This window comes from Neptunicoccus sediminis (assembly GCF_001719615.1).
Classification (GTDB): Bacteria; Pseudomonadota; Alphaproteobacteria; order Rhodobacterales; family Rhodobacteraceae; genus Amylibacter; species Amylibacter sediminis.
On record NZ_MDVX01000001.1, the window covers coordinates 1 to 23,507 of the forward strand.

Annotated in this window: 22 protein-coding genes; 11 read left to right on the top strand and 11 right to left on the bottom strand. The window is 57.3% G+C overall.

Annotation, left to right across the window (positions count from 1 at the left end):
• Nucleotides 1-533: 533 nt before the first annotated feature.
• The 10 genes from BFV97_RS00005 to BFV97_RS00050 form a co-directional block, all read right to left on the bottom strand.
• Entirely contained in the window at nucleotides 534-1,988 is a 1,455-nt protein-coding gene (locus BFV97_RS00005) for an NAD-dependent succinate-semialdehyde dehydrogenase (protein WP_069298274.1), read from the bottom strand.
• Between the two features lie 3 nt (nucleotides 1,989-1,991).
• A complete protein-coding gene (locus tag BFV97_RS00010) occupies nucleotides 1,992-3,269 on the bottom strand; it encodes a 4-aminobutyrate--2-oxoglutarate transaminase (protein WP_069298275.1) in 1,278 nt (425 codons plus the stop codon).
• 115 nt (nucleotides 3,270-3,384) lie between these two features.
• Entirely contained in the window at nucleotides 3,385-4,071 is a 687-nt protein-coding gene (locus BFV97_RS00015) for a type 1 glutamine amidotransferase (RefSeq protein WP_069298276.1), read from the bottom strand.
• Between the two features lie 10 nt (nucleotides 4,072-4,081).
• Nucleotides 4,082-5,053 (bottom strand): agmatinase, encoded by a 972-nt coding sequence (gene speB, locus BFV97_RS00020; protein ID WP_069298277.1) that lies wholly within the window; start codon nucleotides 5,051-5,053, stop codon nucleotides 4,082-4,084.
• Nucleotides 5,037-5,849, bottom strand: a complete 813-nt coding sequence (locus tag BFV97_RS00025; protein ID WP_069298278.1) for an ABC transporter permease subunit — start codon at nucleotides 5,847-5,849, stop codon at nucleotides 5,037-5,039. The genes speB and BFV97_RS00025 overlap by 17 nt, the downstream gene beginning before the upstream one ends.
• Nucleotides 5,849-6,724 carry an ABC transporter permease subunit gene (locus BFV97_RS00030; RefSeq protein WP_425412258.1) on the bottom strand — a complete coding sequence of 292 codons (876 nt, stop codon included), beginning with the start codon at nucleotides 6,722-6,724 and terminating at the stop codon, nucleotides 5,849-5,851. The genes BFV97_RS00025 and BFV97_RS00030 overlap by 1 nt, the downstream gene beginning before the upstream one ends.
• 71 nt (nucleotides 6,725-6,795) lie before the next feature.
• Nucleotides 6,796-7,935, bottom strand: coding sequence for an ABC transporter ATP-binding protein (locus BFV97_RS00035; RefSeq protein ID WP_069298280.1), 1,140 nt, complete (start codon nucleotides 7,933-7,935; stop codon nucleotides 6,796-6,798).
• A gap of 64 nt (nucleotides 7,936-7,999) precedes the next feature.
• Nucleotides 8,000-9,082, bottom strand: a complete 1,083-nt coding sequence (locus BFV97_RS00040; protein ID WP_069298281.1) for a polyamine ABC transporter substrate-binding protein — start codon at nucleotides 9,080-9,082, stop codon at nucleotides 8,000-8,002.
• A 34-nt stretch (nucleotides 9,083-9,116) separates the two neighbouring features.
• Nucleotides 9,117-10,427, bottom strand: coding sequence for an NAD(P)/FAD-dependent oxidoreductase (locus BFV97_RS00045; protein ID WP_069298282.1), 1,311 nt, complete (start codon nucleotides 10,425-10,427; stop codon nucleotides 9,117-9,119).
• Complete coding sequence (locus BFV97_RS00050; protein ID WP_069298283.1) at nucleotides 10,427-11,776, bottom strand: glutamine synthetase family protein; 1,350 nt, start codon at nucleotides 11,774-11,776, stop codon at nucleotides 10,427-10,429. Before BFV97_RS00050 ends, BFV97_RS00045 begins: the two co-directional genes overlap by 1 nt.
• A 148-nt stretch (nucleotides 11,777-11,924) precedes the next feature.
• On the opposite strand from BFV97_RS00050, the gene BFV97_RS00055 reads away from it, so the two are divergent.
• Entirely contained in the window at nucleotides 11,925-12,605 is a 681-nt protein-coding gene (locus tag BFV97_RS00055; RefSeq protein ID WP_245667504.1) for a GntR family transcriptional regulator, read from the top strand.
• 118 nt (nucleotides 12,606-12,723) lie between these two features.
• A complete protein-coding gene (locus tag BFV97_RS00060) occupies nucleotides 12,724-14,241 on the top strand; it encodes an aldehyde dehydrogenase (protein WP_069298285.1) in 1,518 nt (505 codons plus the stop codon).
• Here the strand turns inward: BFV97_RS00060 and BFV97_RS00065 are convergent.
• A complete protein-coding gene (locus tag BFV97_RS00065) occupies nucleotides 14,238-15,155 on the bottom strand; it encodes a LysR family transcriptional regulator (RefSeq protein WP_245667506.1) in 918 nt (305 codons plus the stop codon). The genes BFV97_RS00060 and BFV97_RS00065 overlap by 4 nt on opposite strands.
• Before the next feature lie 74 nt (nucleotides 15,156-15,229).
• On the opposite strand from BFV97_RS00065, the gene BFV97_RS00070 reads away from it, so the two are divergent.
• The 9 genes from BFV97_RS00070 to BFV97_RS00110 all read left to right on the top strand — a co-directional run bounded on the left by BFV97_RS00070 (nucleotide 15,230) and on the right by BFV97_RS00110 (nucleotide 23,503).
• On the top strand, nucleotides 15,230-16,438 hold the full coding sequence (locus tag BFV97_RS00070) for an acyl-CoA dehydrogenase (RefSeq protein WP_069298286.1): 1,209 nt from the start codon (nucleotides 15,230-15,232) through the stop codon (nucleotides 16,436-16,438).
• A gap of 61 nt (nucleotides 16,439-16,499) precedes the next feature.
• The gene (gene buk / locus BFV97_RS00075; protein WP_069298287.1) at nucleotides 16,500-17,612 is read left to right on the top strand and encodes a butyrate kinase; all 1,113 of its coding nucleotides are present in this window, start codon (nucleotides 16,500-16,502) and stop codon (nucleotides 17,610-17,612) included.
• Nucleotides 17,609-18,526: a phosphate acyltransferase gene (locus BFV97_RS00080; RefSeq protein ID WP_069298288.1), complete on the top strand. Its 918-nt coding sequence runs from the start codon at nucleotides 17,609-17,611 to the stop codon at nucleotides 18,524-18,526. Before buk ends, BFV97_RS00080 begins: the two co-directional genes overlap by 4 nt.
• Before the next feature lie 100 nt (nucleotides 18,527-18,626).
• Complete coding sequence (locus tag BFV97_RS00085) at nucleotides 18,627-19,547, top strand: MBL fold metallo-hydrolase (protein ID WP_069298289.1); 921 nt, start codon at nucleotides 18,627-18,629, stop codon at nucleotides 19,545-19,547.
• A gap of 12 nt (nucleotides 19,548-19,559) precedes the next feature.
• Entirely contained in the window at nucleotides 19,560-19,949 is a 390-nt protein-coding gene (locus tag BFV97_RS00090; RefSeq protein ID WP_069298290.1) for a rhodanese-like domain-containing protein, read from the top strand.
• A 302-nt stretch (nucleotides 19,950-20,251) separates the two neighbouring features.
• On the top strand, nucleotides 20,252-20,689 hold the full coding sequence (locus BFV97_RS00095) for a universal stress protein (protein ID WP_069298291.1): 438 nt from the start codon (nucleotides 20,252-20,254) through the stop codon (nucleotides 20,687-20,689).
• A 9-nt stretch (nucleotides 20,690-20,698) separates the two neighbouring features.
• Nucleotides 20,699-22,252 (top strand): alanine/glycine:cation symporter family protein, encoded by a 1,554-nt coding sequence (locus BFV97_RS00100; RefSeq protein WP_069298292.1) that lies wholly within the window; start codon nucleotides 20,699-20,701, stop codon nucleotides 22,250-22,252.
• A gap of 163 nt (nucleotides 22,253-22,415) precedes the next feature.
• Nucleotides 22,416-23,117, top strand: coding sequence for a MotA/TolQ/ExbB proton channel family protein (locus BFV97_RS00105; RefSeq protein ID WP_083225483.1), 702 nt, complete (start codon nucleotides 22,416-22,418; stop codon nucleotides 23,115-23,117).
• A complete protein-coding gene (locus BFV97_RS00110; RefSeq protein ID WP_069298294.1) occupies nucleotides 23,117-23,503 on the top strand; it encodes an ExbD/TolR family protein in 387 nt (128 codons plus the stop codon). Before BFV97_RS00105 ends, BFV97_RS00110 begins: the two co-directional genes overlap by 1 nt.
• Nucleotides 23,504-23,507 lie beyond the last annotated feature (4 nt).

The following is a 23,507-nucleotide window of genomic DNA, read 5'->3' on the forward strand; positions in this document are numbered from 1 at the left end:
CTCTTCAGATACTATCAATTTCAAAGAGCCAGAGACAATAAACAACCGATGCGCCCATAACTTTAGGCGCGCCCGCCACTCGATGTCTCTATTTTGGAACCTTAGCTTCTAGCAAACCCTGCCGTCCGCGTCCAGTCCGTGTTACCGTCAGTTCCGAGTGTTTGTCCCTCGTTGCCTCCGGTGAAGCGGTGTTTAGGCCGACTGCCCGAGACCCGCAACCCCTTTTTACAGAAAAATCACAATCTTTTTGGAACCCCCTTATTTTATGGGCGTTAATCACCTCAGACACCTAAAATCCAAACCCGCAAATCCAACCAAAACCGCCCCAAATCCAACCACCCCCCCAAATCACCCGCAATTCGACCCCAAATCACCCGGAATCACCCGAGTCACCCCGACCCGAAACATCCAGAACCGGGAATCACGGGCGACTCGGGGGGCAAATGGAAAAGACCCGCCACAGGATAACTGTAGCGGGCCTTTTTATCAGATCAGCGATCCGGTCCGGATCGGGGAGATTGGCGAGCTGTCGATCAGGAGACTTCGCCAAAGCACATGTATTTCAGCTCCAGGAAATCCTCCACGCCGTATTTGGAACCTTCCCGCCCGAGACCGGATTGCTTCACCCCGCCAAAGGGGGCGACCTCGGTAGAGATCAGTCCGGTGTTGATTCCGACGATGCCGGTTTCAAGCGCCTCGGCCACACGCCAGATGCGGTTCATAGAGGTAGAGTAGAAATACCCTGCCAGCCCGAATTCCGTGTCGTTGGCCATGGCGATGACATCTTCTTCACTGTCAAAGCGGAACAAGGGGGCGAGCGGTCCGAAGGTTTCTTCCCGCGCGACCGCCATGTCGGGGGTCACGTCTGTCAGGACGGTCGGTTCAAAGAAGGTGCCGCCCAATGCGCTGCGCTGCCCGCCAAGCGCGACGGTCGCGCCCTTGGTTTTGGCATCCGCGATATGGTCTTCCACCTTGCGCACCGCCGCATCGTTGATCAGCGGACCCGTGGTGACGCCGTCCTTCATACCGTCCCCCAGCGACAGCTTGCCAATCGCGGCCTGAAGTTTCTCTGCGAAAGCGTCATAGACGCCCGCCTGCACATAGATGCGGTTGGCGCAAACGCAGGTCTGGCCGTTGTTGCGGAACTTGGAGATCATCGCCCCGTCTACCGCTGCATCCAGATCCGCGTCATCGAACACAATGAAAGGCGCGTTGCCGCCCAGTTCCAACGACATCTTCTTGATGGTGTCGGCACATTGCTGCATCAGGATTTTGCCCACACGGGTCGAACCGGTGAAAGTGATCTTTGCCACTTTGGGATTGGCGCAAAGTTCCTGTCCGATTTCCGCAGAGCGCGAGCTTGGGATGATGTTAAGCACACCTGCCGGAATACCGGCCCGTTCCCCCAGAACCGCCATAGCCGTCGCAGACAGCGGGGTAAGTTCGGCAGGGCGGGCCACAAAGCTGCACCCCACGGCCAGCGCCGGCGCGACCTTGCGGGCAATCATCGCATTTGGAAAGTTCCACGGCGTGATAGAGCCGACAACGCCAACAGGCTGTTTGATCACAACGATGCGTTTGTCCCGCTGGTGTCCCGGAATCACATCGCCGTAGATGCGTTTGGCCTCTTCCGCGAACCATTCGATAAAGGAGGCCCCGTACAGGATCTCCCCCTTGGCTTCGGGAAGGGGCTTGCCCATCTCGGCGGTCAGGATCGCAGCCAGATCATCGGCATTCTCGACAATCAGGTCGTACCAGCGCCGCAGCACAGCGGCGCGTTCTTTACCTGTCCATGCAGCCCAGTCTTTCTGGGCTTTATGGGCGTGGTCGATCGCAGCGGCGGTTTCTGTCACGCTAACATCTGTCACATCCGCGATTTTTGCGCCTGTAGCCGGATTGGTCACAGCGAAACTTGCGCCGTTGCTTACCCATTCCCCGTTAATATAGGCCCGCGGCTCCAGCAGGCTTTGGTCTTTCAGTTCAAGCATGCCTCAGCCCTTCTTTGCGGCTTCGATGGATTGCTCCAGCAGGTCGAGCCCTTCGGCAAACACATCATCCGGAATGGTGATCGGCGCAAGGAAGCGGACCACATTGCCGTAGGTGCCACACGTCAGCAGGATCAGGTTACGCTTAAGCGCTTCGGCCCGCACGCGATTGGCGAAATCTGCATCCGGTGTGCTGCCGTCCGCTGTGTTGAATTCTGCCGCAACCATGAAGCCCGGCCCGCGCACGTCTACCATCTGCAGTGTGGTCTGGCGGATTTGTTCCAGACGCTGTTTCAAACGGGAGCCAAGCTCGTTGGCGCGATTGCACAGGTCTTCTTCCTCGATCACGTCCAGAACCGCATTCGCCGCAGCGACCCCCATCGGGCTGCCGCCATAGGTGCCGCCCAGTCCGCCCGGATTGGCCGCATCCATCAGATCGGCACGCCCCGTCACAGCGGCGAGCGGGAAGCCACCGGCGAGACCTTTGGCCATAGTGGTGATGTCAGCACAGACATCGTAACCATCCATTGCGAAAAGGTTGCCGGTGCGTGCAAATCCGGTCTGCACCTCATCCGCGATCATGACGATACCATGTTCGTCGCAAAGCTCCCGCAGACCGCGCATCAGTTCTGCCGGTGCTTCGTAGAAACCGCCCTCGCCCTGTACGGGTTCGATAATGATTGCCGCAACACGGGCCGGATCAAGGTCCGCCTTGAACAGTTTGGTAATCGCACCGAGCGACTGTTCAACTGGCACATTGTGCAAATCAATCGGGAACGGCACGTGATAGACATCGGGCATCATCGCGCCAAAGCCCTTTTTATACGGCTCCACTTTCCCTGTCAGGCTCATCCCCATGAAGGTCCGGCCGTGAAAGCCGCCGCCAAAAGCGATAACCGCCGGACGGTTGGTGGCAATTCGTGCCACTTTGATCGCATTCTCAACGGCTTCGGCGCCGGTGGTGACAAAGACAGTTTTCTTGTCAAAATCGCCCGGAACCTTTTCGTTCAGACGCTCTGCCAGGCGCACATAACTTTCATATGGGACAACCTGATGGCAGGTGTGGGTAAAGGCGTGAAGCTGCTTTTCCGCCGCTGCAATTACTTTGGGGTGGCAGTGGCCGGTGTTCACCACGGCAATCCCTGCGGCGAAGTCGATATAGCGGTTGCCTTCAATATCCCAAATCTCGGCGTTGAGGGCGCGTTCGGCATAGACTTGCGTCATCATGCCAACCCCGCGCGAGATTGCAGATTCGCGACGGGAATTTACCTCTGCATTTTTCATCTGAGTTAACCTTCTGTAACTTGTGTGTGTTGTGAAAGCCCCTCGCAGGGACGGCGTGTTTTGATGGTATCGGGGATAAGGCGGGGCAAGTCATGCCCCTTTTGTTATGCGGATGTTATGCGGTCCGAGCGTTTTGCTTGAAGAAGTCTTCAAACATTTGCGCGTAATCAACGGAGTCCAGACTGGCCTCCAACCCCGCCTGCGCCTTGTCGAGCACCTCAGCAGGCAGAATATCGCCGCGGGCCTTAAGAAGATCGCCCATGAACGTGGGGGTGAACTCGGGGTGGGGTTGCACGGTCAGCGCACGGTTGCCATAGGCCAGCATCGCATTGGCGCAAAAATCGGTGGTGCCGATGATCTCGGCGTCAATGGGCACTTGGGTGATCTGGTCCTGGTGCCAGGCCATAATCCGGTCGTTGCGCCCGTCCGTACGGTTATAAGTCACCGGACCCACCTGCCAGCCGCCGCTGAATTTCTCCACCTTACCGCCCAGCGCCTGTGCAAGAATCTGATGGCCGAAACAGACCCCGACAATCGGGATCGCAGCGGCATAGGCCCGCCGCAGGAAATCTTCGAGCGGTGGAATCCAGTCGTGATCTTCATAGACGCCGAATTTCGATCCGGTGATCAGCCAGCCGTCCGCATCCATCACGGTATCGGGGAACACGCCGTCGAGAACCGGATAGGTGTCAAAGCTGAACCCCCGCCCGTCCAGCAACCGCATGAACAAGTCGTTATAGTCGCCGTGTTTCTCCCGCATCTCTTCGGGGGTGTGGCCGGTCTGTAGAATTCCAATCTTCATCGTCATACCTTTACAGTCTACCCACTTCGACGCCCTGCGCGCCTTTGGCCTTGGCCAGAAGACACAGCCAGTCATGGGCTACGGTTGCCGCCGCGATTGCGGTGATCTCGGACACATCATAAGGCGGAGAGACTTCGACCACGTCCATGCCGATCAGGTCCAGCCCTTCCATCCCGCGAATGAACTCCAACGCCTGCCAGGATGCAAGCCCTCCTGCAACCGGCGTGCCGGTTCCCGGAGCAAAGGCAGGGTCCATCCCGTCCACATCAAACGAGATATAGACGGGTGCATCCCCTGCCCGTTCCCGCGCCACTTCAATCGCAGCATCAATGCCGTTGCGATGAATCCACGGACTGGTCAGGATTTCAAAACCGAAATCATCGTCATTATAGGTGCGCAGCCCGACCTGCGTGGACTTGGACACATCAATGATCCCTTCGCGCGCAGCCCGCAGGAACATCGTGCCGTGATCCATCCGCTTGCCGTCATCGTCCCATGTATCACAATGGGCATCAAACTGGATCAGCGCCACCGGCCCGTGCTTTTCCGCATGGGCCTTTAGCAGCGGATAGGCGATGGAGTGATCCCCGCCCAGCGTCAGCAGCTTGGCACCGCTTTCAATAATCCGCGCGGCATGGGCCTCAATCGCGGGGCGCACGGTTTCGGGGTGATGGGGGTCCAGATGCACATCGCCATAATCGACCACCGACAGGGTCTCAAAAGGGTCGAACCCGAAGGGAAAGGCTTTCAGCTCTGCCAGTTGGACCGAAGCCGCGCGGATCGCCTGCGGGCCAAGCCGACAGCCCGGACGAAACGTCACCGCATTGTCAAACGGCACGCCGGTGACAGCCACATCTACACCTTCGAGGTTGCGGGAATAGTTGCGGCGCAGAAAGCTGAGCGCGCCGCCATAGGTCATTTCTTCCCAGCGTCCTTTGGTGGTGTCGCTGCGCAAAAATGCCTGATCACCGTTCTGCGCCATGTTTCTTACTCCTGCTGATTTGAAGGGCGGCAGCGATGATCCCCAGGGAAACGATGCCGATAATAATAGTGGCCAATGCGTTCACATCGGGACTGACTCCCAAGCGCACTTTGGAAAAGACGACCATGGGCAGGGTCGAGGCGCCGGGACCGGACACAAAGCTGGCAATCACCAGATCATCCAGACTGAGCGTGAACACCAGCAGCCAGCCCGACAGCAAGGCAGGTGCGATCACCGGCAACGTCACATCAAAGAACACCCGCACGGGTTTCGCCCCCAGATCCTGCGCCGCCTCTTCAATCGACAGGTCCATGTCGACCAAGCGGGACTGGATCACCACGGCAGCATAGGCCGCACCGAAAGTGGAATGGGCAATGATGATCGTCATCATCCCGCGCCCGCCCGGCCAGCCGATCAACCCCTGCATCGCTACAAACAACAGCAACAGTGACAGACCGATGATCACTTCGGGCATCACCAGCGGCGCGGTGATCATCATGCTTAGCAAGCCTTTGGTGCGAAACTTCTTGAAGCGGATCAGCACGAAAGAACCCACCGTCCCGATCACAATGGCAAGCGTCGCACTGATCAGGGCAATCTTGATGCTGACCCAAGCCGCCTCAAGGATTTGGGGGTCGCGGAACAGTTCTGCATACCATTTGGTTGAAAACCCGCCCCAAACCGTCACCAGCTTGCTTTCGTTAAAGCTGAAGATGACCAGCGACACGATCGGTGCATAAAGGAAGATAAAGCCGAGCAGCGCGACAATCTTCAAAAATCTGGATTGCTGACCCATCACTGCACCTCCGCTTCGGCGGCCTGCGCCTTGCGCAACAGCATGATCGGAATGACCAGCACTACCAGCATGACAATTGCCACAGCCGAGGCAATCGGCCAGTCACGGTTGGAAAAGAACTCGTTCCACAAAACCCGACCGATCATCAGCGTATCCGGTCCACCCAGCAGGGCCGGGATGACGAATTCTCCGACAGCGGGAATAAAGACCAGCATACATCCCGCGATAATCCCGCTTGCAGACAGGGGCAGGGTTACGGTGAAAAATGTCGTCACCGGACGCGCCCCCAGATCGGCAGACGCCTCCAGATAGGATTGGTCCAGCTTCACCAGATTGGCAAACAGCGGCAGGATCATAAACGGCAGATAGGTATAAACGATGCCGATATAGACGGCGAAATCCGTTTGCAGCATGACCAGAGGCTCGTTGATCAGGCCAATCTTCATCAGGATGTTATTGATAATCCCGTTGCCTTTCAAAAAACCGATCCACGCATAGACGCGCAGCAGAAAAGAGGTCCAGAACGGCAGGATCACCAGCATCAGAAGGATGTTTCGGGTATCCGGCGCAGCGCGGGCAATCAGATAGGCCATCGGATAGCCGACCAGCAGGGTGATCACCGTCGACACAGCCGCAATCTTCACCGACTCTATATAGGCGGACAGATACAGCGGATCATCAAACAGGAAGAGGTAGTTGCCAAAGTTCAGCGTGATGTTGAGAAAACCGTCATCCCAGTTCCACAGCGGCAAATAGGGTGGACGGGCAATGGCGGCTTCGGACAGGGAGATCTTCGCCACCACAAGAAACGGCAGAAGAAAGAACAAAAACAGCCACAGGACCGGAATGGCAATCACCAGCCCGCGGCCACGCAGCCCGATCCGGTGCAGCGCACGGCCCAGAAAGGCGCCACCGGGCAATTTTCCGTTAAGGGTTTCCTCTTGGCTCATGCTGTCACCACGACACCGGCGCGGCCCGCCCAGCCCAGATTGACCCTGTCGCCATAGGTCGGCGCATCCTCGTTGGAACGGGTCCGGTTCGACTGGCTGACGCGGACACGTTTGCCGCTGTCCAGCAACACGTGATAAACGGACACATTCCCCATGTAGGCGATTTCATCCACTGTGCCGGTCGTTCTGTTGCGCATCTCGCCCAGATCGGCCTTGCTGATCTCCATCTTTTCGGGGCGCACGGCGATAGCGATCTGCTGGCCTTCGACGCCGCTGACCGCATATGGCACATAGATGTCGGTGCCCGCCTCCGGCGAGGCGATCACCACATGGTTTTCGCCGTCCTCTTTAATGCGTCCTTCAAACAGGTTCACCGAGCCGATGAAATCCGCCACAAAACGGTTGCGCGGAAATTCGTAGATTTCATGGGGGGTGCCGACCTGTACGATCTCGCCCTTGTTCATCACCCCGATCCGGCTGGACAGGGTCATTGCCTCTTCCTGATCATGCGTCACCACAACAAATGTTACGCCAAGGCTTTCCTGAATTTTTATCAACTCGAACTGGGTTTCCTCGCGCAGCTTCTTGTCGAGCGCGCCCAGAGGTTCATCCAGCATCAGCAGTTTGGGCTTTTTCACCAGCGAACGGGCCAGCGCGACCCGCTGGCGTTGCCCGCCCGAAAGCTGGTGGGGTTTACGGGTGGCAAAACCGTCCATCTGCACCAGCGACAGAATATCGGTCACGCGAGTCGCGATTTCCTTTTTCGGCAATCCGTCCCGCTTTAGCCCGTAGGCAATATTCTTTTCCACCGTCATATGCGGGAACAGCGCATAGGATTGGAACATCATATTGGTCTGGCGGTCATAGGGGGCAACGCCCGCCTGATCCTCTCCGTCGATGATGATCTGGCCCGAGGTGGGAACCTCAAACCCCGAAAGCATCCGCAACAGGGTGGATTTACCACAACCCGATCCACCGAGCAGGCAAAATATCTCACCTTTGTACACATCGAGCGAGACATTCTCGACCGCCACAACAGAACCGAACTTCTTGGTGATATTCTTGATCTGCATGAAAGGAACGGCATCCGGCGTGTCCCATGGTTTAGCAGCAGTCGATGGTTGGCTGGTGGTCATAAAACTGTCCCTTGGATGATCGGGCCGGGCGCGCCGCCAGTCAGCGTAACGCCCGGCCTTTAGATTATTGTCCGGTCTTGATTGTGGTCCATGCACGGGTCAGGGACCGGTCATAACGGGGGGTATGGGGCCGCAGGGAGAACAGGTTGGCCTGAACCTCCTTGGACGGATAGATACCCGGATCGTTGCGCACCTCGTCATCCACGAACTCTGTCGCAGCCGTATTCGGGTTGGCATAATAGACGTAGTTGGTCACAGCCGCCGCGATTTCGGGCTTGAGGATGTAGTCGATGAACTTCAGCGCGTTTTCCGCGTTTGGCGCATCGTCAGGGATGGCCAGCATGTCAAACCCGACCTGTCCGCCTTCTTTGGGAATGGCATAGGCCACTTCGACACCCTGATTGGCCTCGGCTGCACGATCACGGGCCTGCAGGACATCACCGGAATAGCCGACAGAGACGCAAATATCGCCATTGGCCAGATCGTTGATGTACTGGGAGGAATGGAAGTAACGGATATGCGGGCGCACAGACAGCAGCAGATCGGTGGCTTTCTCAAGGTCGGCCTTGTCTTCGGAGTTCGGGTCCAATCCGAGATAGTTCAGCGCAGGCGCCATGATTTCTGACGGGCTGTCCAGCACTGCAATCCCGCAATCCGCCAGTTTCGCGGCGGTTTCAGGATCGAAAACCATGTCCCAGCTGCCGATCTTCTCTGCGTCGATCCGTTCTTCCACGGCTTTAACGTTATAGCCCAATCCGGTGGTGAACATCATATAGGGAACGCCGTGGGTGTTGTCGGGATCGTTCACCGCCAGAATCTTGAGGATCTGCGGGTCGAGGTTGCCATAGTTCGACAGGGCGTCCTTGTCGATCTTTGCGAACACACCGGCCTGTGCCTGACGTGCCATGAACTCGATAGAGGGAACCACAACGTCATACCCGCTGGAGCCGGTCAGCATCTTGGCTTCCAGAACCTCGTTGCTGTCAAACACATCGTAATTCACCTTGATGCCGGTCTCGGCCTCAAAATTCGCGATGGTGTCTTCGGCAATGTAATCCGACCAGTTGTAGACGTTCAATTCGCCCTCTGCCAGCGCACCACCCGCGCCCAGCGCAACTGCGGCACATGTCATCATTATTTTCTTCATCTTTTTCTCCCTGAAATTTGTGAAGTGAGTGTATTCAAACCCCGAGCCGGTCACGCAGCCCGTACCACCAAGACCCCATGACAGAGTAAGGCACACGGAACAGACGACCGCCCGGAAATGGATACCAAGGCACGTTTTCGAACACGTCAAAGCGGGACACGTCCCCGTCGATCGCTTCGGACAGAATGCGCCCGAACGTGTGCGAACCGGTGACGCCATGACCGGAATAGCCATGGGCGAAATAGGTGTTTTTACCGATGCGGCCCATCTGGGGCACCCGGCTGAAGGACAGGGCGAAATTGCCGCTCCACGCGTAATCCACCTTTACCTTCTTCAGTTGCGGGAACACTTTTTCCATGTTGCCCCGCAGCTTTGCTTCGATGTCGAGCGGATCGGCGCCACCGTAAACCGTGCCACCGCCAAACAGCATGCGCTTGTCGCCGGACAGACGGTAATAATCCAGAATGTAGCGAATATCTTCAACGCAGGCGTCTTGGGGCAGCAGCGAATGGGCCAGTTCTTCGCCCAGTGGCTCGGTTGCCATGACCTGCGTGGACACCGGCATAACGCGGGATGTCAGTGTCGGCACCACATGCCCCAGATAGGCATTGCCGCAAAGCACCAGCGTCTTGCAGGTCAGCGACCCTTGCGTGGTGGTCACAACAGGACGCGCCGCCTCTGTATCCACCGCCGTCACCATAGACATCTCGTAGATTTTACCGCCCAGCATCTCAAACGCCGCCGCTTCCCCAAGCGCGAGGTTCAGCGGGTGCATATGGCCACCGGAATGGTCAATCAGCCCGCCCTCATAAAGATCGGAATTGATGTGTTCGCGCAATTGCGCCTTGTCCAGCATCTCTTGGTTGTTGATGCCGTAGCTTTCCCAAAGGGTCTTGCGCTCTTCCAGCTCTTTCATATGGGCTTTTGTCAGACCTGTGAAAATGTTCTTGTCTTTCAGATCGCACTGTATGTTGTAGGTCTTGATCCGCTCGCGGATGATCTCGCCGCCTTCCTGAACCAGACCGGCCACAAAGGTAGCCGTGTCCTGACCGTAGCGTTTCTTGATTGTCTGAAGGCTGGCATTCAAACCGTTCACGATCTGCCCGCCATTGCGCCCCGAAGCGCCCCAGCCAACACGCGCACCTTCTACGATGGCCACGTTATACCCTTTTTCAGCCAGATGCAGCGCGGTGGACAGGCCGGAATACCCTGCCCCCACAACACAGACATCCACCTCATGCGCCCCCACCAGCGGCGGGCGCTCCGGTGCGGGATTGGCCGACGCTGCATAATAGCTGTCGGTGTGGCGTCCGTCGCCGGCGTAATGTTTCTGATTGGTCCCCATCACACGATCTCCAGATAGGAATGATATTCAAAGTCGGTTACATGCCGCGCAAAACGTTGCAGCTCTTGCGCCTTGCATTCGACCAACAGCGTCTGAAGCTGGGCCGAGAAGATGTCGGGCACATGGGGACCTTCGGCAAAAGCCTCAATTGCGCTGGCCCAGTCGAGCGGCAGATGCGTCAGCTTTTGACGATACGCATCCCCCGTGATCGGCGCAGCAGGCTGCATGTCCCGCTCGATCCCAAGCAACGCTCCCCCGAGAATGCTGGTCAGCACCAGATAGGGATTGGCATCGGCTCCGGCCACGCGATGTTCGATCCGCCGCGCCTTGTGACTGCCACCGGGAATGCGGATCGCCGCGGTACGGTTTTCATAGCCCCAAGCCACCCCTGTCGGCGCATGGGCGCCGGGCATCAGACGGCGGTAGGAATTTTCATGGGGCGCAAAGGTCAGACTGTTCTGCTGCATGGTCGCCAGCAAACCCGCAACCGCGCTCAGCATGGTTTGCGACCCTTCTTCGCCGCCGTTGTCAAAAACATTGTTACCGTTTTCATCCAGCAGGGAAAAATGCACATGAAAGCCGCTGCCTGCGCGGGCCCCGTAGGGTTTCGCCATGAAAGTCGCCGCAAACCCGTGTTTGCGGGCCACGCCGCGCACCAGCCGTTTGAAAAGCACCGCATCATCCGCAGCTTTCAACGGGTCATTCACATGCAGAAGGTTGATTTCAAACTGCCCTGCCCCGTTTTCGGAGATTGCAGCATCCGCTGGAATGCCCTGATCGGCGCAGGCCGCATAAACATCATTCAGAAACGCATCGAAATGCTGCAATTCGTCCAGCGACAGAACCCCGTCGGAATCTAGCCGCTTGCCCGTCACCGGAGAGTGCGGCGCACGGGGTTGATCGCCGGAGGGATCGCAGAGGTAAAATTCCAGCTCAGTTGCAACCACAGGGGTCAGGCCACGGGCCGCATAGCGTTCGACCACAGCGTTCAAGGCACGGCGCGGGTCGGATAGAAACGGCGTGCCATCCTCCTTGCGCATCCACAGCATCGCCATCGCAGCAGGGCGGTCCGTCCATGTGATCGGCAGCAGGTCACGTCCGGTGTGTTCACATATCCCGTCCGAATCACCCGTTTCGAACACAAGCGCACTGTCCTCGATGTCTTCCCCCCAAATATCCACGCTCACCACGGACAGGGGCATCCGGATACCGCCTTCGATAACCTTTTCGGCCTGATCCACAGGAACCCGCTTCCCGCGCAGAGTTCCGTTCAGATCACAAACACAGGCGAAGACCGACTCAATGTCGGGGTGGCTTTTCAACCAATTTTTAACGTCTTGAACAGGCATAAACTCTCCTTTGTGATACCGATTTAACATATGTGATACCATTTGTGAACTTGGTATTTTCTTTTTTACATCACAAAGAGAGTTTCATACTGTAAGACAAGACAACGCCACACAGCGTGGCCGCCCTGAACACGCCGGATATATCACTGTGAACATTCCAGAACTTCCCGTTGATCATGACATTACAGATCAGGAATCCGTTTATGCCCGCCTGCGCCATGCGATCATGGTGGGCACCATTGAACCGGGAACAAACCTGACCATGCGCGGTCTTGCGGAGGCAATGGGGCTCAGCCCCACCCCCGTGCGAGAAGCGGTCCGGCGGTTAAGCTCTGAAAACGCGATCGAAATCCTTCCCAACCGGCGCATGGCTATTCCCGAAATGACACTCGGGCGGTTTGAAGAACTGGTCGCACTGCGCGTCACTCTGGAAGTTCACGCCGCTGAACGATCCCTCCCATACATATCTGATTACGTTATAGAAAAACTAAAGGAAATTGATGAAGCAATGGACGAGGCACTGCGGGAAGAGAACCTCGACAAGCTGACAATTCTCAACCAGCGGTTCCACCGGATGCTCTATTCCGTCAATCCCAATCAGGTCTGCGTGCCCGCCATCGAAAGCGTCTGGCTTCAGCTTGGACCGTTCCAGAGACAAGTGGTCAAACGGGTCAAGGAATTCTATAAAATCGACCGTCACAAAGAGATCCTGACCGCCCTGCGCGCCCGTGATGTCGCCGCCCTTATGAATGCCACCGAAAGCGATATTCGTGAGGGAAGCAGCCGCAGCGGACGGCTTGTTCTGACCGAAAACCTGACCACGCGCTAACCCTCGACACGCAATGATTGTCACCCGCCCAGACAGTGCGCTGCTGGAAGACATCTTGTTCTGCGCGATGATTTTGTGATACCTTTACAGTTAATGGTATATCAAAATGGTGAGACTCATGACCGAACTTTCAAAAGCCGACTGGCACGCCAAAGCGGAACAGATTCGCAACGCAGCACAGGCGGGCGCGAAAATGATAATTAACGGCCGGAAAGTTGACGCAGCATCGGGCCGAACCTTTACCTCTATCAGTCCGATAGACGGACGGCCGCTCGCGCAAGTGGCCTGCGGGGCAGAGGAAGACGTGAACCGTGCCGTTCAGGTCGCCCGCGCTGCATTCGAAGACGGACGCTGGGCCAGCCGCCCCCCCGCCGAACGCAAACTGGTTCTGCGCAGGTTCGCAGACCTTATTCGCGCACATCGGGAAGAACTGGCCCTGCTCGAAACGCTCGACATGGGCAAACCCATTGCGGACAGCACCTCAATTGATGTGCGGGCGGTGTCGAATTGTTTTGACTGGTACGGCGAGGCCATCGACAAAATCTATGACGAAATCGCCCCGACTGCGGCCTCTGCGGTTGCGATGGTCACGAAAGAACCGCTGGGCGTGGTGGCAGCGGTTGTGCCGTGGAATTTCCCGATGCTGATGGCCGCTTGGAAGGTCGCACCCGCGCTTGCCACTGGCAATTCGGTCATTCTGAAACCCGCCGAACAATCGCCCCTGAGCGCGATCCGCCTGGCCGAACTTGCACTGGAAGCCGGCATCCCCGAAGGGGTGTTCAATGTCGTCACCGGGGACGGTCCCGAAGTCGGACGCGCGCTTGGACTGCATATGGATGTGGACGGGCTGTTTTTCACCGGCTCCACACAGGTTGGTAAGTATTTTATGGAGTATTCCGCACAATCCAACCTGAAACGGCTCGGGCTGGAGCTGGGCGGCAAAAGCCCCAACATCATCCTGTCGAGCTATCGCGACACAAAACATGCTGCCAGCACCTCGGCCCATTCTGCCTTTTTCAACCAAGGGGAAATGTGCACCTGCCCCAGCCGCCTGATCGTTGAACGCTCTATTCAGGATGAAGTGGTTGAGACACTGCTGACCATCAGCCGATCCTACGCCCCGGGCGATCCGCTGGACCCCGAAACCAGCATGGGCGCCTTGGTAAACGAATCCCATGCCAACCGTGTCCTCGCCTTTACAGACCACGCAAGAACCGACGGCGCAGATGTGATTACGGGCGGCAAACGGGCGCGCACCGAAAGCGGCGGAAGCTATGTGGAGCCAACCATTTTCAACAATGCCACAAATGACATGCGTATTGCGCAGGAAGAGATTTTCGGCCCCATGTTAACCGTCATTCCGGTGGACAGCGTGGAAGAGGCCATCAAAACCGCAAACGACAGTTGTTATGGTCTGGCTTCGGCGGTCTGGACGGATGATCTTGCCACGGCGCATCGAGTCTCCAAAAGCATTCGCGCCGGTCTGGTTTATGTGAACTGCTATGATTGCGACGACATGACAACACCCTTCGGCGGCTTTAAAGAATCCGGCATCGGGCGGGACAAGTCATTGCATGCACTCGATAAATATGTGGAGCTCAAGACCACCTGGATGAACATTGAGGGTCGGCCTTAACCAGTTAAGGCCGCGTGATGTAGCCAATCGGCAAACCCTTGCATTGTCGCACTTGGCTGGCGTCCGGCGGGGCGGATCAGCGCATAAGGCGTTGTTCCCTCCAGCCCCTGCGGGTGAATTTGGCGCAAACTGCCGGATGCCAGCGCGGACTGCACAAAAATATCCGGTAGCAAAGCCACGCCCAACCCCGCTTCGGCAGCGGAAATCACCATATCAAAATGCTGCACCCGCGGCCCTTTCAGGCTGTCGGGGGGCGGAGTGCCCAGACGGGAAAACCAATCATTCCAAAGCTCTGGCCGTGTCGCCAACTGGATTAACGGATAGCCCGCCAGCTGGTCCGGCGACACGTCCGCCGCCTTTCCGACCAGCTTGGGCGCCGCCACGGTGATCAGGGTTTCATCCAGCAAATGCACCACATCGGTCCCTTTTCGCGCCATCACCGCCCTTTGCAGCGCCGCATCGAAAGGGCTTTCGTCAAAATCTACCGGATGTAATGCCGAGGTAAGGTCGATCGAGACCTCGGGATGGGTCTCCAGAAACTCTGGCAAGCGCGGGATTAACCACGTTGAGGCCAGCGTGGGCAGCACCGCCAGACGCAACACATCGCCGCCCTTGCCAAACGCCATTGTCATCCGCGCGGATCTGTCCAACGCGGCGAGAATTTCGCGCGATTCATGCACCATCGCCCGTCCCGCATCCGACAGATGTAACCGTTTGCGCACCCGGTGGAACAGCTGCACACCAAGCCGGTCCTCAAGGGAGCGGATCGCGCGGCTGACTGCACTTTGCGTCAGGTTTAACGCAGCTGCCGCACGGGACACGGAGCCGAGATCGCCGCAAAACACCAGCGCACGCAGCTCCGGTATGCTGGGGGTGTAATTCGGGCGTAGCACCATAATATTACCAAAACTCATCAACTGTGGAATTTCTATCGTTATCAAGCTTACGGTCAATTTGCTAGTCAGAGGCAAAGAAAAGGAAACATCTTATGACTCTGAAAGCCAAAGACGCCCCCGATTTGAACCGTTTTAACTGGGAAGACCCCTTCGCGCTGGAAACCCAGCTTAACGAAGAGGAACGCATGTTGCGCGACGCGGCCAAAGCCTATGCGCAGGACAAATTGCAACCCCGCGTGATCGAGGCGTATCGCGAAGAGAAAACCGACCCCGAAATCTTTCGCGAAATGGGCGAAATGGGCCTGTTGGGTGTGACCATACCGGAAGAATACGGCGGGCTGGGCGCGTCTTATGTGGCCTATGGTCTGGTGGCACGGGAAGTGGAGCGGGTGGATTCCGGCTATCGTTCGATGATGTCGGTGCAAAGCTCTCTCGTGATGTATCCGATTTATGCTTACGGCTCTGAAGAACAGCGCAAAAAGTACCTGCCAAAACTCGCCAGCGGAGAGTGGATCGGATGTTTCGGCCTGACCGAACCCGATGTTGGCAGTGACCCGTCGGGTATGAAAACTGTGGCGAAGAAAACTGCCGATGGCTACCGTATCTCCGGTGCCAAAATGTGGATTTCAAACAGCCCGATTGCGGATGTATTTGTGGTCTGGGCCAAATCCGAAGCCCACGACGGCAAGATTCGCGGCTTTGTTCTGGAAAAAGGCATGAAGGGTCTGTCTGCTCCGAAGATTGCGGGCAAACTTTCCCTGCGGGCCAGCATCACCGGCGAAATTGTGATGGATGGCGTTGAAGTTTCAGAAGATGCGTTGCTGCCGAATGTGGAAGGTTTGAAAGGCCCGTTCGGCTGTTTGAACCGCGCCCGTTATGGCATTAGCTGGGGCGTGCTTGGCGCAGCGGAATTCTGCATGGAAGCCGCCCGCCAGTATGGTCTGGACCGCCAGCAGTTTGGCAAACCTCTCGCGCAGACACAGCTGCATCAGTTGAAACTGGCCAATATGTTGACAGACATCAGCCTTGGCCTGCAAGCCAGCCTGCGTGTAGGCCGATTACTGGACGCAGCAGAGGCCGCGCCCGAGATGATCTCGGTTATCAAACGCAACAACTGTGGTAAGGCGCTGGAAATCGCACGGATCGCACGGGATATGCATGGCGGCAACGGCATTTCGGAAGAGTTCCAGATCATGCGCCACATGGTGAACCTTGAGACTGTGAACACCTATGAAGGCACCCATGACGTGCACGCCCTGATCCTTGGACGGGCTATCACCGGCCTGCAAGCCTTTTACTAATCCTTAAAATGCGCGCCCCTGAAACGGGGGCGCCCTTTGCCTTTTTTGAATGGAATGTTTCATGTCAAACAATGGTCTGATCCTCACCATCAATCCGGGCACCACAACCACGCGGCTTGGCCTGTTTCGTCCCAATGGCGCAGAAGTCACCCCCGTGCAGGATACAACGATCGAGCACGACGAGACCCGCATGGCAGGGTTTGCGACAATTTCCGACCAGCGGGATTTTCGCGCAGCAGAAATTGCCAAGTTTCTGGCAGCACAACCCGCTGACACGCGACTGGCAGCGGTCGCAGGACGGGGCGGCATGCTTAGCCCGGTTCCCGCAGGTGTAATTGCAGTGAATGAAGATCTGGTTAATTTCGCACTGCACAGTCCACGATATAATCATGCGTCCAACCTCGGGGCGCCTTTGGCCAAATCTATTGCAGACCGGCACGGCGTTGACGCCTTTATCGTTGATCCGGTTTCGGTCGATGAACTGCCGCAGGTGGCCCGTCTGTCCGGATTTCCCGAAATTCCACGGTTCTCCTTTGTGCATGCGCTGAACATTCGCGCCTGCGGTCGCAGGTTTGCGGCTGAAATCGGGAAGCCGTTTGACCACCTTAACGCGGTGGTGGCCCATATGGGCGCGGGCATTTCAATTGCAGCCCTTAAAAAAGGGCGCATTGTAGAGAGCACGAACCGGATGGAGAACGCGCCGTTTTCACCGGAACGGGCCGGCGGGTTGCCGGTGATGCCTTTAATAGACCTGTGTTATTCGGGGAAATATACCGAAGCCGAACTGAAGCGAAAACTCTACGGCAACGGCGGTGTGTTTGCCTATCTTGGCACCAAGGACATACGGCAGGTTGAGGCGCGGATCGCGAAGGGCGACAGTCAAGCGGCCCTTGTGCTGGATGCGATGATCTACCAGATCACCAAGGCAATCGGCGCTATGGCCGCTGTGGTGGATTTTGCGCCGGACGGAATATTGCTGACCGGCGGCATGGCCCATTCCGAGCGGATTGTTAAGACACTGCAAGCAAGCTGCGGCTCCCTTGCCCCGATCCGCGTTTACGCAGGCAGCCATGAAAGCGAGGCGCTCGCGCAGGGGGCAGCACGGGTGTTGGCCGGTGTGGAAACTCCGATGAATTGGCCGGTGGAACCCGTAAGAGAAGGGATCGCAGTATGATCCGCAGCTTTGACGCACTAGAGTCCGAAATGTCCCGACGACCGCCTTTGCGGGTTGTTGTTGCAGGGGCGGATGATGATCTGGTTTTGCAGGCTCTGGAAACCGCGGCGGCACGCGGCCAGATCCGTTCGGCAACACTGATCGGTTCAGCTGCGGAAATCCGGCGGCTTTTGCCGTCTGCTTTGGACCCGTTTGCGCAGATTGTGGATGCGCCGGACCCCGAAGTTTGCGCCGTCAAAGCGGTGGCTGCCATTCGCGAGAGAGCGGGGGATGTGCTGGTGAAAGGCACCCTGAACAGTGCTGCCTATCTGCGGGCTGTGGTGGATAAATCCTGCGGACTGCGGCGTGCGCCGGTTCTGTCGAATCTGACGCTGGCCGAGATGCCCTCGCTCGACCGGCTGATCGGTGCGACGGACAACGGCATCATTCCTGCCCCCACGCTGGAGCAGAAACGGGCAATTCTGGAAAATGCCAATGGCCTGTTCGCAGGGCTTGGAAACACCTGTCCGCGGGTGGCTGCGATTGCTGCTTCGGAAAAAGTGTCAGAGCGTCAACCGGCCACCACTGATGCTGCGCAACTGGCGGCCGCATCCCGTCGCGGCGCGTTTGGTGGCATGCAGGTGGATGGACCCTTTGGCTATGACGTAGCCGTGTCGCAGGCCGCTGCGCAGCGCAAGGGACTGGACGGATCAGAGGTAGCGGGCAAAGCGGATCTGATCCTGTTTCCGAATATTGAATCCGGCAATGCCACGGTAAAAGCGTGGAAACTGCACGGCGGCGCACGCACCGCCAGCATCGTTCTGGGCGCTGCTGCGCCGGTTTTGTTGAACTCCCGCTCTGACGGCGCGGATCAACGGCGACTCGGGCTTGTTCTGGCACAGGCGGCACTGGCTGGAATGGAGATGCAGTCTTAAATCGCGGCACGGCGCGACCAGTCCGGATTGAACCATATCCCATCCCGCACGTTAGGCCACCGAAGACCGGGAAAACCGCAACGCAGGAGAGGATTTTGAAATGGCAGAGAATTCCGATTTTGACAAACGCATTACCCGACATTCCAAGTCGACAGGTTCAGGAAGTCCGGATGTTTGGGGAATTTACGAGCCGGACACAGGCTCTATCCAGTATATATGCGCCGATCCCGAGACCAAGAAAGCCGCATTGATTGACGTGGTTCAGGACTTCGATCCCAAGAGCTTTGAGTTATCGACCGATGCGATGGACCATCTGCTTGATTTCGTGAAGGAAAAGGGGCTGACCGTTGATCGCATTCTCGACACCCATCCCCATGCGGATCATGTTATGGCCTCGGCCCTGTTGAAAAAACGTACCGGCGCGCGCAACGGTATCGGGGAAAAAGTAAAGGACATCGCGGATCTGTGGCGCGACCTGTATCACCTGCCGGACGCATTTGACGTGGAGCGTGATTTCGACGATCTCTTCGCAGATAAGGATACGTTCAAGGTCGGCAATCTGGATCTGCGCGTGATGCTTTCGACAGGGCACACGATGGGGTCGATCACCTATGTCTGCGGTGATGCGGCCTTTGTCCATGACACCTTCATGCAGCCCGACAGCGGAACAGCCCGCGCGGATTTTCCCGGCGGCAGCACCGAGGAGCTGTGGAATACGCTTCAGGCAATTCTGGACCTGCCGGAAGAGACACGACTGTTTATCGGTCACGATTACGGATCAGACACCCGTGATACGCCGGAATGGGAGGCCACAGTCGCAACCCATAAAACCGAGAATATCCATCTGAAGGATGGACAAACAAAAGAAGGCTACATCAGCCTTCGCGATGAGAAAGACAAGACACTAGACCTGCCCGACCGGATGCTGGCCGCGCTGCAACTGAACCTGCGGGCCGGACAGTTGCCACAGGCCGAATCCGATGGGCATCATTATCTCAAACTACCTGTAAACAAATTCTAAAGGAGACACGTTATGGCTAAATCAATGAAAGATCTTGTCGCGGATGCCAAGAGCCACGTGACAACTGTCAGCCCCGGAACCGCCCTGAGCGCAAGCAAGGATAGCGGCGACCTGATACTCGACGTGCGCGAGCCGGACGAGCTGCAAAATGACGGGCGGATCGACGGGGCCGTACATATTCCACGCGGACTGCTAGAGGCCAACGCCGATCCCGATACGGGTAAGGGCAATGACCGCCTGCTTAATTATCGCGGGTCGGACCGCAAGGTTCACCTGCTCTGCGCGTCGGGTGCGCGGGCCACACTGGCGGCGGATTGCCTGCGCCAGATGGGGTATAACACCACCGTGATCGAGGGCGGCTTGGCAAACTGGAAAAAAGAGGATCTTCCGGTTCAGTCCTGATTTTACCATCGCAAAATCCGGCGGGTAGCGGCCGCCAGAAAACATGCGAAAGCCACCAAACCAGCGTGGCTTTCGCGTGCACAGGCGCCACAAGACCGGCTTTGCAAAATGCAGCACTCGCCCGCTTTGCCGCGCATTTTCTTTATTTTACTTGAGAAATTAATAGTAATTTAGGCAAATCTCCTCCTAAACTCGGGGATGAGGGTCTCACTCAACACCCTGAAGTGCCCATAACACCCCTCGGATTCTTTTCTGGTAGCCTCATTTTTCAGGCATGTGCTTCGGGACAACAGGAGAACGAAATGCCGACAAAATTATTGATTGGTCTGGACGGCGAAGGGTCCGGCGAGCGCGCATTGCACCATGCAAAACGATTGGCAAAACTGATCGGAGATTGCGAGATCGTTGTGGCCTATGTCATCGAATGGTCCCCTTTTACTTTTCAAACGGCAGAGGAAAACGCCAAGCGCCACCAGCGCCGCGAGGAGGAATTGAACCTTGCCCACAGCCGCGTGGTCGATCCCGCCGTCACCCAGTTGGTTGACGAAGGCTACACCGCCAGCGGCGTGGTGCGTCACGGGGACGTTGCAGAGACATTGAACAAGATTGCAGTAGAAGCAGGCGCAGAACAGATCGTCGTGGGACGCAGCTCGGAAGGCGGGTTTACACAGCGTCTGTTCGGCAGCTCTACCGGTAATCTTGTCATGCACGCCAGCATGCCTGTCACAGTGGTCGGATAAGGGGGTATTATGAGACATCAAACAACACTCTGGTCCGGCGCGGCACTGGCCGCGGTCTGCGCCAATCCCGCTTTCGCCCAAGAAGCCGTAAGCCTTGATGAAAAGGTCAATCAGACTTTCGCAGCCTTCACCGGCCCCTTTGTCAGCCTGATTTTCGCCCCCTTCCCCGGCACCTCCTTTCCGTGGATCGTGATGTGGCTGGTGGTCGCGGCGACGGTGTTTACGCTCTACTTCGGGTTCGTACAGTTCCGCTTTTTCAAACATGCAATCCAACTGGTGAAGGGCGATTATTCCGATCCCCATGACGCGGGCGAGGTCAGCCATTTTCAGGCACTAGCAACCGCGCTATCAGGCACGGTGGGGCTTGGTAATATCGCCGGTGTCGCCGTGGCGGTTGGCATCGGTGGTCCGGGGGCAACCTTCTGGATGATTCTTGCGGGTCTATTGGGTATGGCATCCAAATTTACCGAATGTACGCTTGGGGTGAAATACCGGAACGAATATCCGGACGGCACCGTTTCCGGTGGGCCGATGTACTATATTTCCAAGGGCTTTGGCGAATTGGGCCTACCCGGAGGCAAGTTCCTCGCAGTGCTGTTTTCGGTCTTTTGTATTCTTGGTGCGCTTGGGGGCGGGAATATGTTTCAGGCCAATCAGGCCCATGCGCAGATCACCGGAATCGTCGGGGAATATCCCGGCTGGATCACCGGTATCATCTTTGCCGGTGTGGTCTTTGCCGTGATCGTTGGCGGGATCAAATCCATCGCCAATGTTACCGAAAAAGTCGTGCCGTTCATGGGGCTGCTCTACGTGGGTGCCGCACTAATCATCCTGCTGATTAACTACGACAAGATCGGCTGGGCCTTCGGCCAGATTTTTGCCGGTGCCTTTACCGGACTTGGCGTTGCCGGAGGTATGGTCGGCGCGTTGATACAGGGCTTCAAACGGGCGGCCTTTTCAAACGAAGCGGGCGTCGGGTCGGCTGCGATTGCCCACTCTGCCGTGCGCACGAAAGAGCCTATTACCGAAGGTTTCGTGTCCCTGCTGGAACCGCTGATTGACACTGTTGTCATTTGTACAATGACGGCGCTGGTGATCACCATTTCCCAACAAATGGTCATTGATCCGGCCACTGGAAACTATGTTCTGAACGAGGCCGGAACCGGCATTGCCACCGTCAATGACACCTCAGGGGTTGCCCTGACCTCTGCTGCATTTGCAGCGGGGCTTAGCTGGTTTCCCTATGTTCTGGCGGTTGCGGTGATCCTGTTCGCCTTCTCCACCATGATTTCATGGTCCTATTACGGTCTGAAAGCATGGACCTACCTGTTTGGCGAAGGCCAGACATCCGAACTGGTGTTCAAAGTGATCTTCTGCGTCTTTATCGTCATCGGGGCGGCGGCCTCGCTGGGTCCGGTTATCGACTTCTCGGATGCGGCGATCTTCTCTATGGCTGTGGTAAATATCTTCGCGCTCTACTTCCTGATGAAACTGGTTAAGGCCGAACTGCATTCCTACGCCAGCCGGTTGCAATCAGGCGAGATCCGCAAATTCTCGGACTGACGATTTGCAAGCCCAAGCCACAGGCGCAGGGTCTCTCTGCGCCTGTGACGAATTAAATCCCTGCTTGATTGGTTTGTTGACTTATTAAGTCAGGTAATAGTAAACGGGGGCCTGACAGCCAGCGCCCCGCCAGCGACCCTTTGCACAAACTTTGGTGATTGCGATGCTGGCGCCCCTTCAGGCCACTTACACAGAAACCTTTTCCACCGCGGCACAGTTCCTTCTGGACGGGGGACCGTCAATCTGGGCGATCTTCGCCTTGTCGGTGCTGGGTCTGACACTGACGCTGTGGAAAACATGGCGTCTGGCATTGTCCGGCGCGTGGAACCGGCGGGGCATTACAGACGCGCTTGGCGAATTGCGCAACGGAAATATCAAGGCCGCACTGTCCCTGACAGGGCGTTTGCGCGGGGTGCGGGGCCGTTTTCTGACTGACGTTATCAACACCCGGCAAGCCCTTCCCGAAGGGGATGCAAAAGACGAAACCGCGCGAATTGCCAAGCGCCAGCTGGCCCGTGCAGCCTCCGGTCTGCGCCTGCTGGAACTGGTTTCCACCATCGCACCGCTTCTGGGGTTGCTGGGTACGGTTCTCGGCATGATTGCCGCATTCCAAGCCCTTCAGGAAAGTGGCAGTCGCGCCGATCCTGCCATTCTCGCAGGTGGTATCTGGGAGGCCCTGCTGACCACTGCGGCGGGCATGGCGGTGGCGATCCCTGCTTCTTTTGCGCTGACATGGTTTGAAAGCGTGGTGGACTGCCTGCGCCGCGATCTGGAGGATATTGCTACGCAGGTCTTCGTGATCCAGCAGGGTTTCGGGCCTGTCACCAATCCGCGCAAAGACACCGCAAGACTGGCAGCAGAGTGATGGTTTTTGCTGACCAGCCACAGCCGAGACGCAAGCCAAGTCTGACGCCGATGATCGACGTGGTGTTTTTGCTGCTGGTGTTCTTTATGCTCGCTTCGCAATTCGGACTGGATCAGGTGGTCCGCCTGCCGCTGGCCGCTGCGGGAAACGGGGCGCAAAGCTACTCCGGTCCGCCACGGCTGGTCACAATCACGCGGGAAGGTCTTCGCCTGAACGGGGTCGAAATCGCTTTGGCCGATTTGCCCGATGCCCTGCAAAGCCTGACCGACACCCTGAACGATCCCGTCATTCTGCGCGGACAGAATGCGGCCACGTCGCAGCAGGTTCTAGACGTGCTTGGCCCGCTGCAAGCCGCCGGATTCACCGCTGTCGTTCTGGTGGAGTGACCTG

What these genes read in the sequence shown, in the direction of transcription:
- BFV97_RS00025 (WP_069298278.1), bottom strand. Translation starts at nt 5,849, where the DNA reads ATGGGTCAGCAATCCAGATTTTTGAAGATTGTCGCGCTGCTCGGCTTT.
- BFV97_RS00005 (WP_069298274.1), bottom strand. Translation starts at nt 1,988, where the DNA reads ATGCTTGAACTGAAAGACCAAAGCCTGCTGGAGCCGCGGGCCTATATT.
- BFV97_RS00105 (WP_083225483.1), top strand. Translation starts at nt 22,416, where the DNA reads ATGCTGGCGCCCCTTCAGGCCACTTACACAGAAACCTTTTCCACCGCG.
- BFV97_RS00040 (WP_069298281.1), bottom strand. Translation starts at nt 9,082, where the DNA reads ATGAAGAAAATAATGATGACATGTGCCGCAGTTGCGCTGGGCGCGGGT.
- BFV97_RS00035 (WP_069298280.1), bottom strand. Translation starts at nt 7,935, where the DNA reads ATGACCACCAGCCAACCATCGACTGCTGCTAAACCATGGGACACGCCG.
- BFV97_RS00095 (WP_069298291.1), top strand. Translation starts at nt 20,252, where the DNA reads ATGCCGACAAAATTATTGATTGGTCTGGACGGCGAAGGGTCCGGCGAG.
- BFV97_RS00085 (WP_069298289.1), top strand. Translation starts at nt 18,627, where the DNA reads ATGGCAGAGAATTCCGATTTTGACAAACGCATTACCCGACATTCCAAG.
- BFV97_RS00090 (WP_069298290.1), top strand. Translation starts at nt 19,560, where the DNA reads ATGGCTAAATCAATGAAAGATCTTGTCGCGGATGCCAAGAGCCACGTG.
- BFV97_RS00100 (WP_069298292.1), top strand. Translation starts at nt 20,699, where the DNA reads ATGAGACATCAAACAACACTCTGGTCCGGCGCGGCACTGGCCGCGGTC.
- BFV97_RS00065 (WP_245667506.1), bottom strand. Translation starts at nt 15,155, where the DNA reads ATGAGTTTTGGTAATATTATGGTGCTACGCCCGAATTACACCCCCAGC.
- BFV97_RS00080 (WP_069298288.1), top strand. Translation starts at nt 17,609, where the DNA reads ATGATCCGCAGCTTTGACGCACTAGAGTCCGAAATGTCCCGACGACCG.
- BFV97_RS00070 (WP_069298286.1), top strand. Translation starts at nt 15,230, where the DNA reads ATGACTCTGAAAGCCAAAGACGCCCCCGATTTGAACCGTTTTAACTGG.
- BFV97_RS00015 (WP_069298276.1), bottom strand. Translation starts at nt 4,071, where the DNA reads ATGAAGATTGGAATTCTACAGACCGGCCACACCCCCGAAGAGATGCGG.
- BFV97_RS00060 (WP_069298285.1), top strand. Translation starts at nt 12,724, where the DNA reads ATGACCGAACTTTCAAAAGCCGACTGGCACGCCAAAGCGGAACAGATT.
- speB (WP_069298277.1), bottom strand. Translation starts at nt 5,053, where the DNA reads ATGGCGCAGAACGGTGATCAGGCATTTTTGCGCAGCGACACCACCAAA.
- BFV97_RS00010 (WP_069298275.1), bottom strand. Translation starts at nt 3,269, where the DNA reads ATGAAAAATGCAGAGGTAAATTCCCGTCGCGAATCTGCAATCTCGCGC.
- BFV97_RS00110 (WP_069298294.1), top strand. Translation starts at nt 23,117, where the DNA reads ATGGTTTTTGCTGACCAGCCACAGCCGAGACGCAAGCCAAGTCTGACG.
- BFV97_RS00045 (WP_069298282.1), bottom strand. Translation starts at nt 10,427, where the DNA reads ATGGGGACCAATCAGAAACATTACGCCGGCGACGGACGCCACACCGAC.
- BFV97_RS00050 (WP_069298283.1), bottom strand. Translation starts at nt 11,776, where the DNA reads ATGCCTGTTCAAGACGTTAAAAATTGGTTGAAAAGCCACCCCGACATT.
- buk (WP_069298287.1), top strand. Translation starts at nt 16,500, where the DNA reads ATGTCAAACAATGGTCTGATCCTCACCATCAATCCGGGCACCACAACC.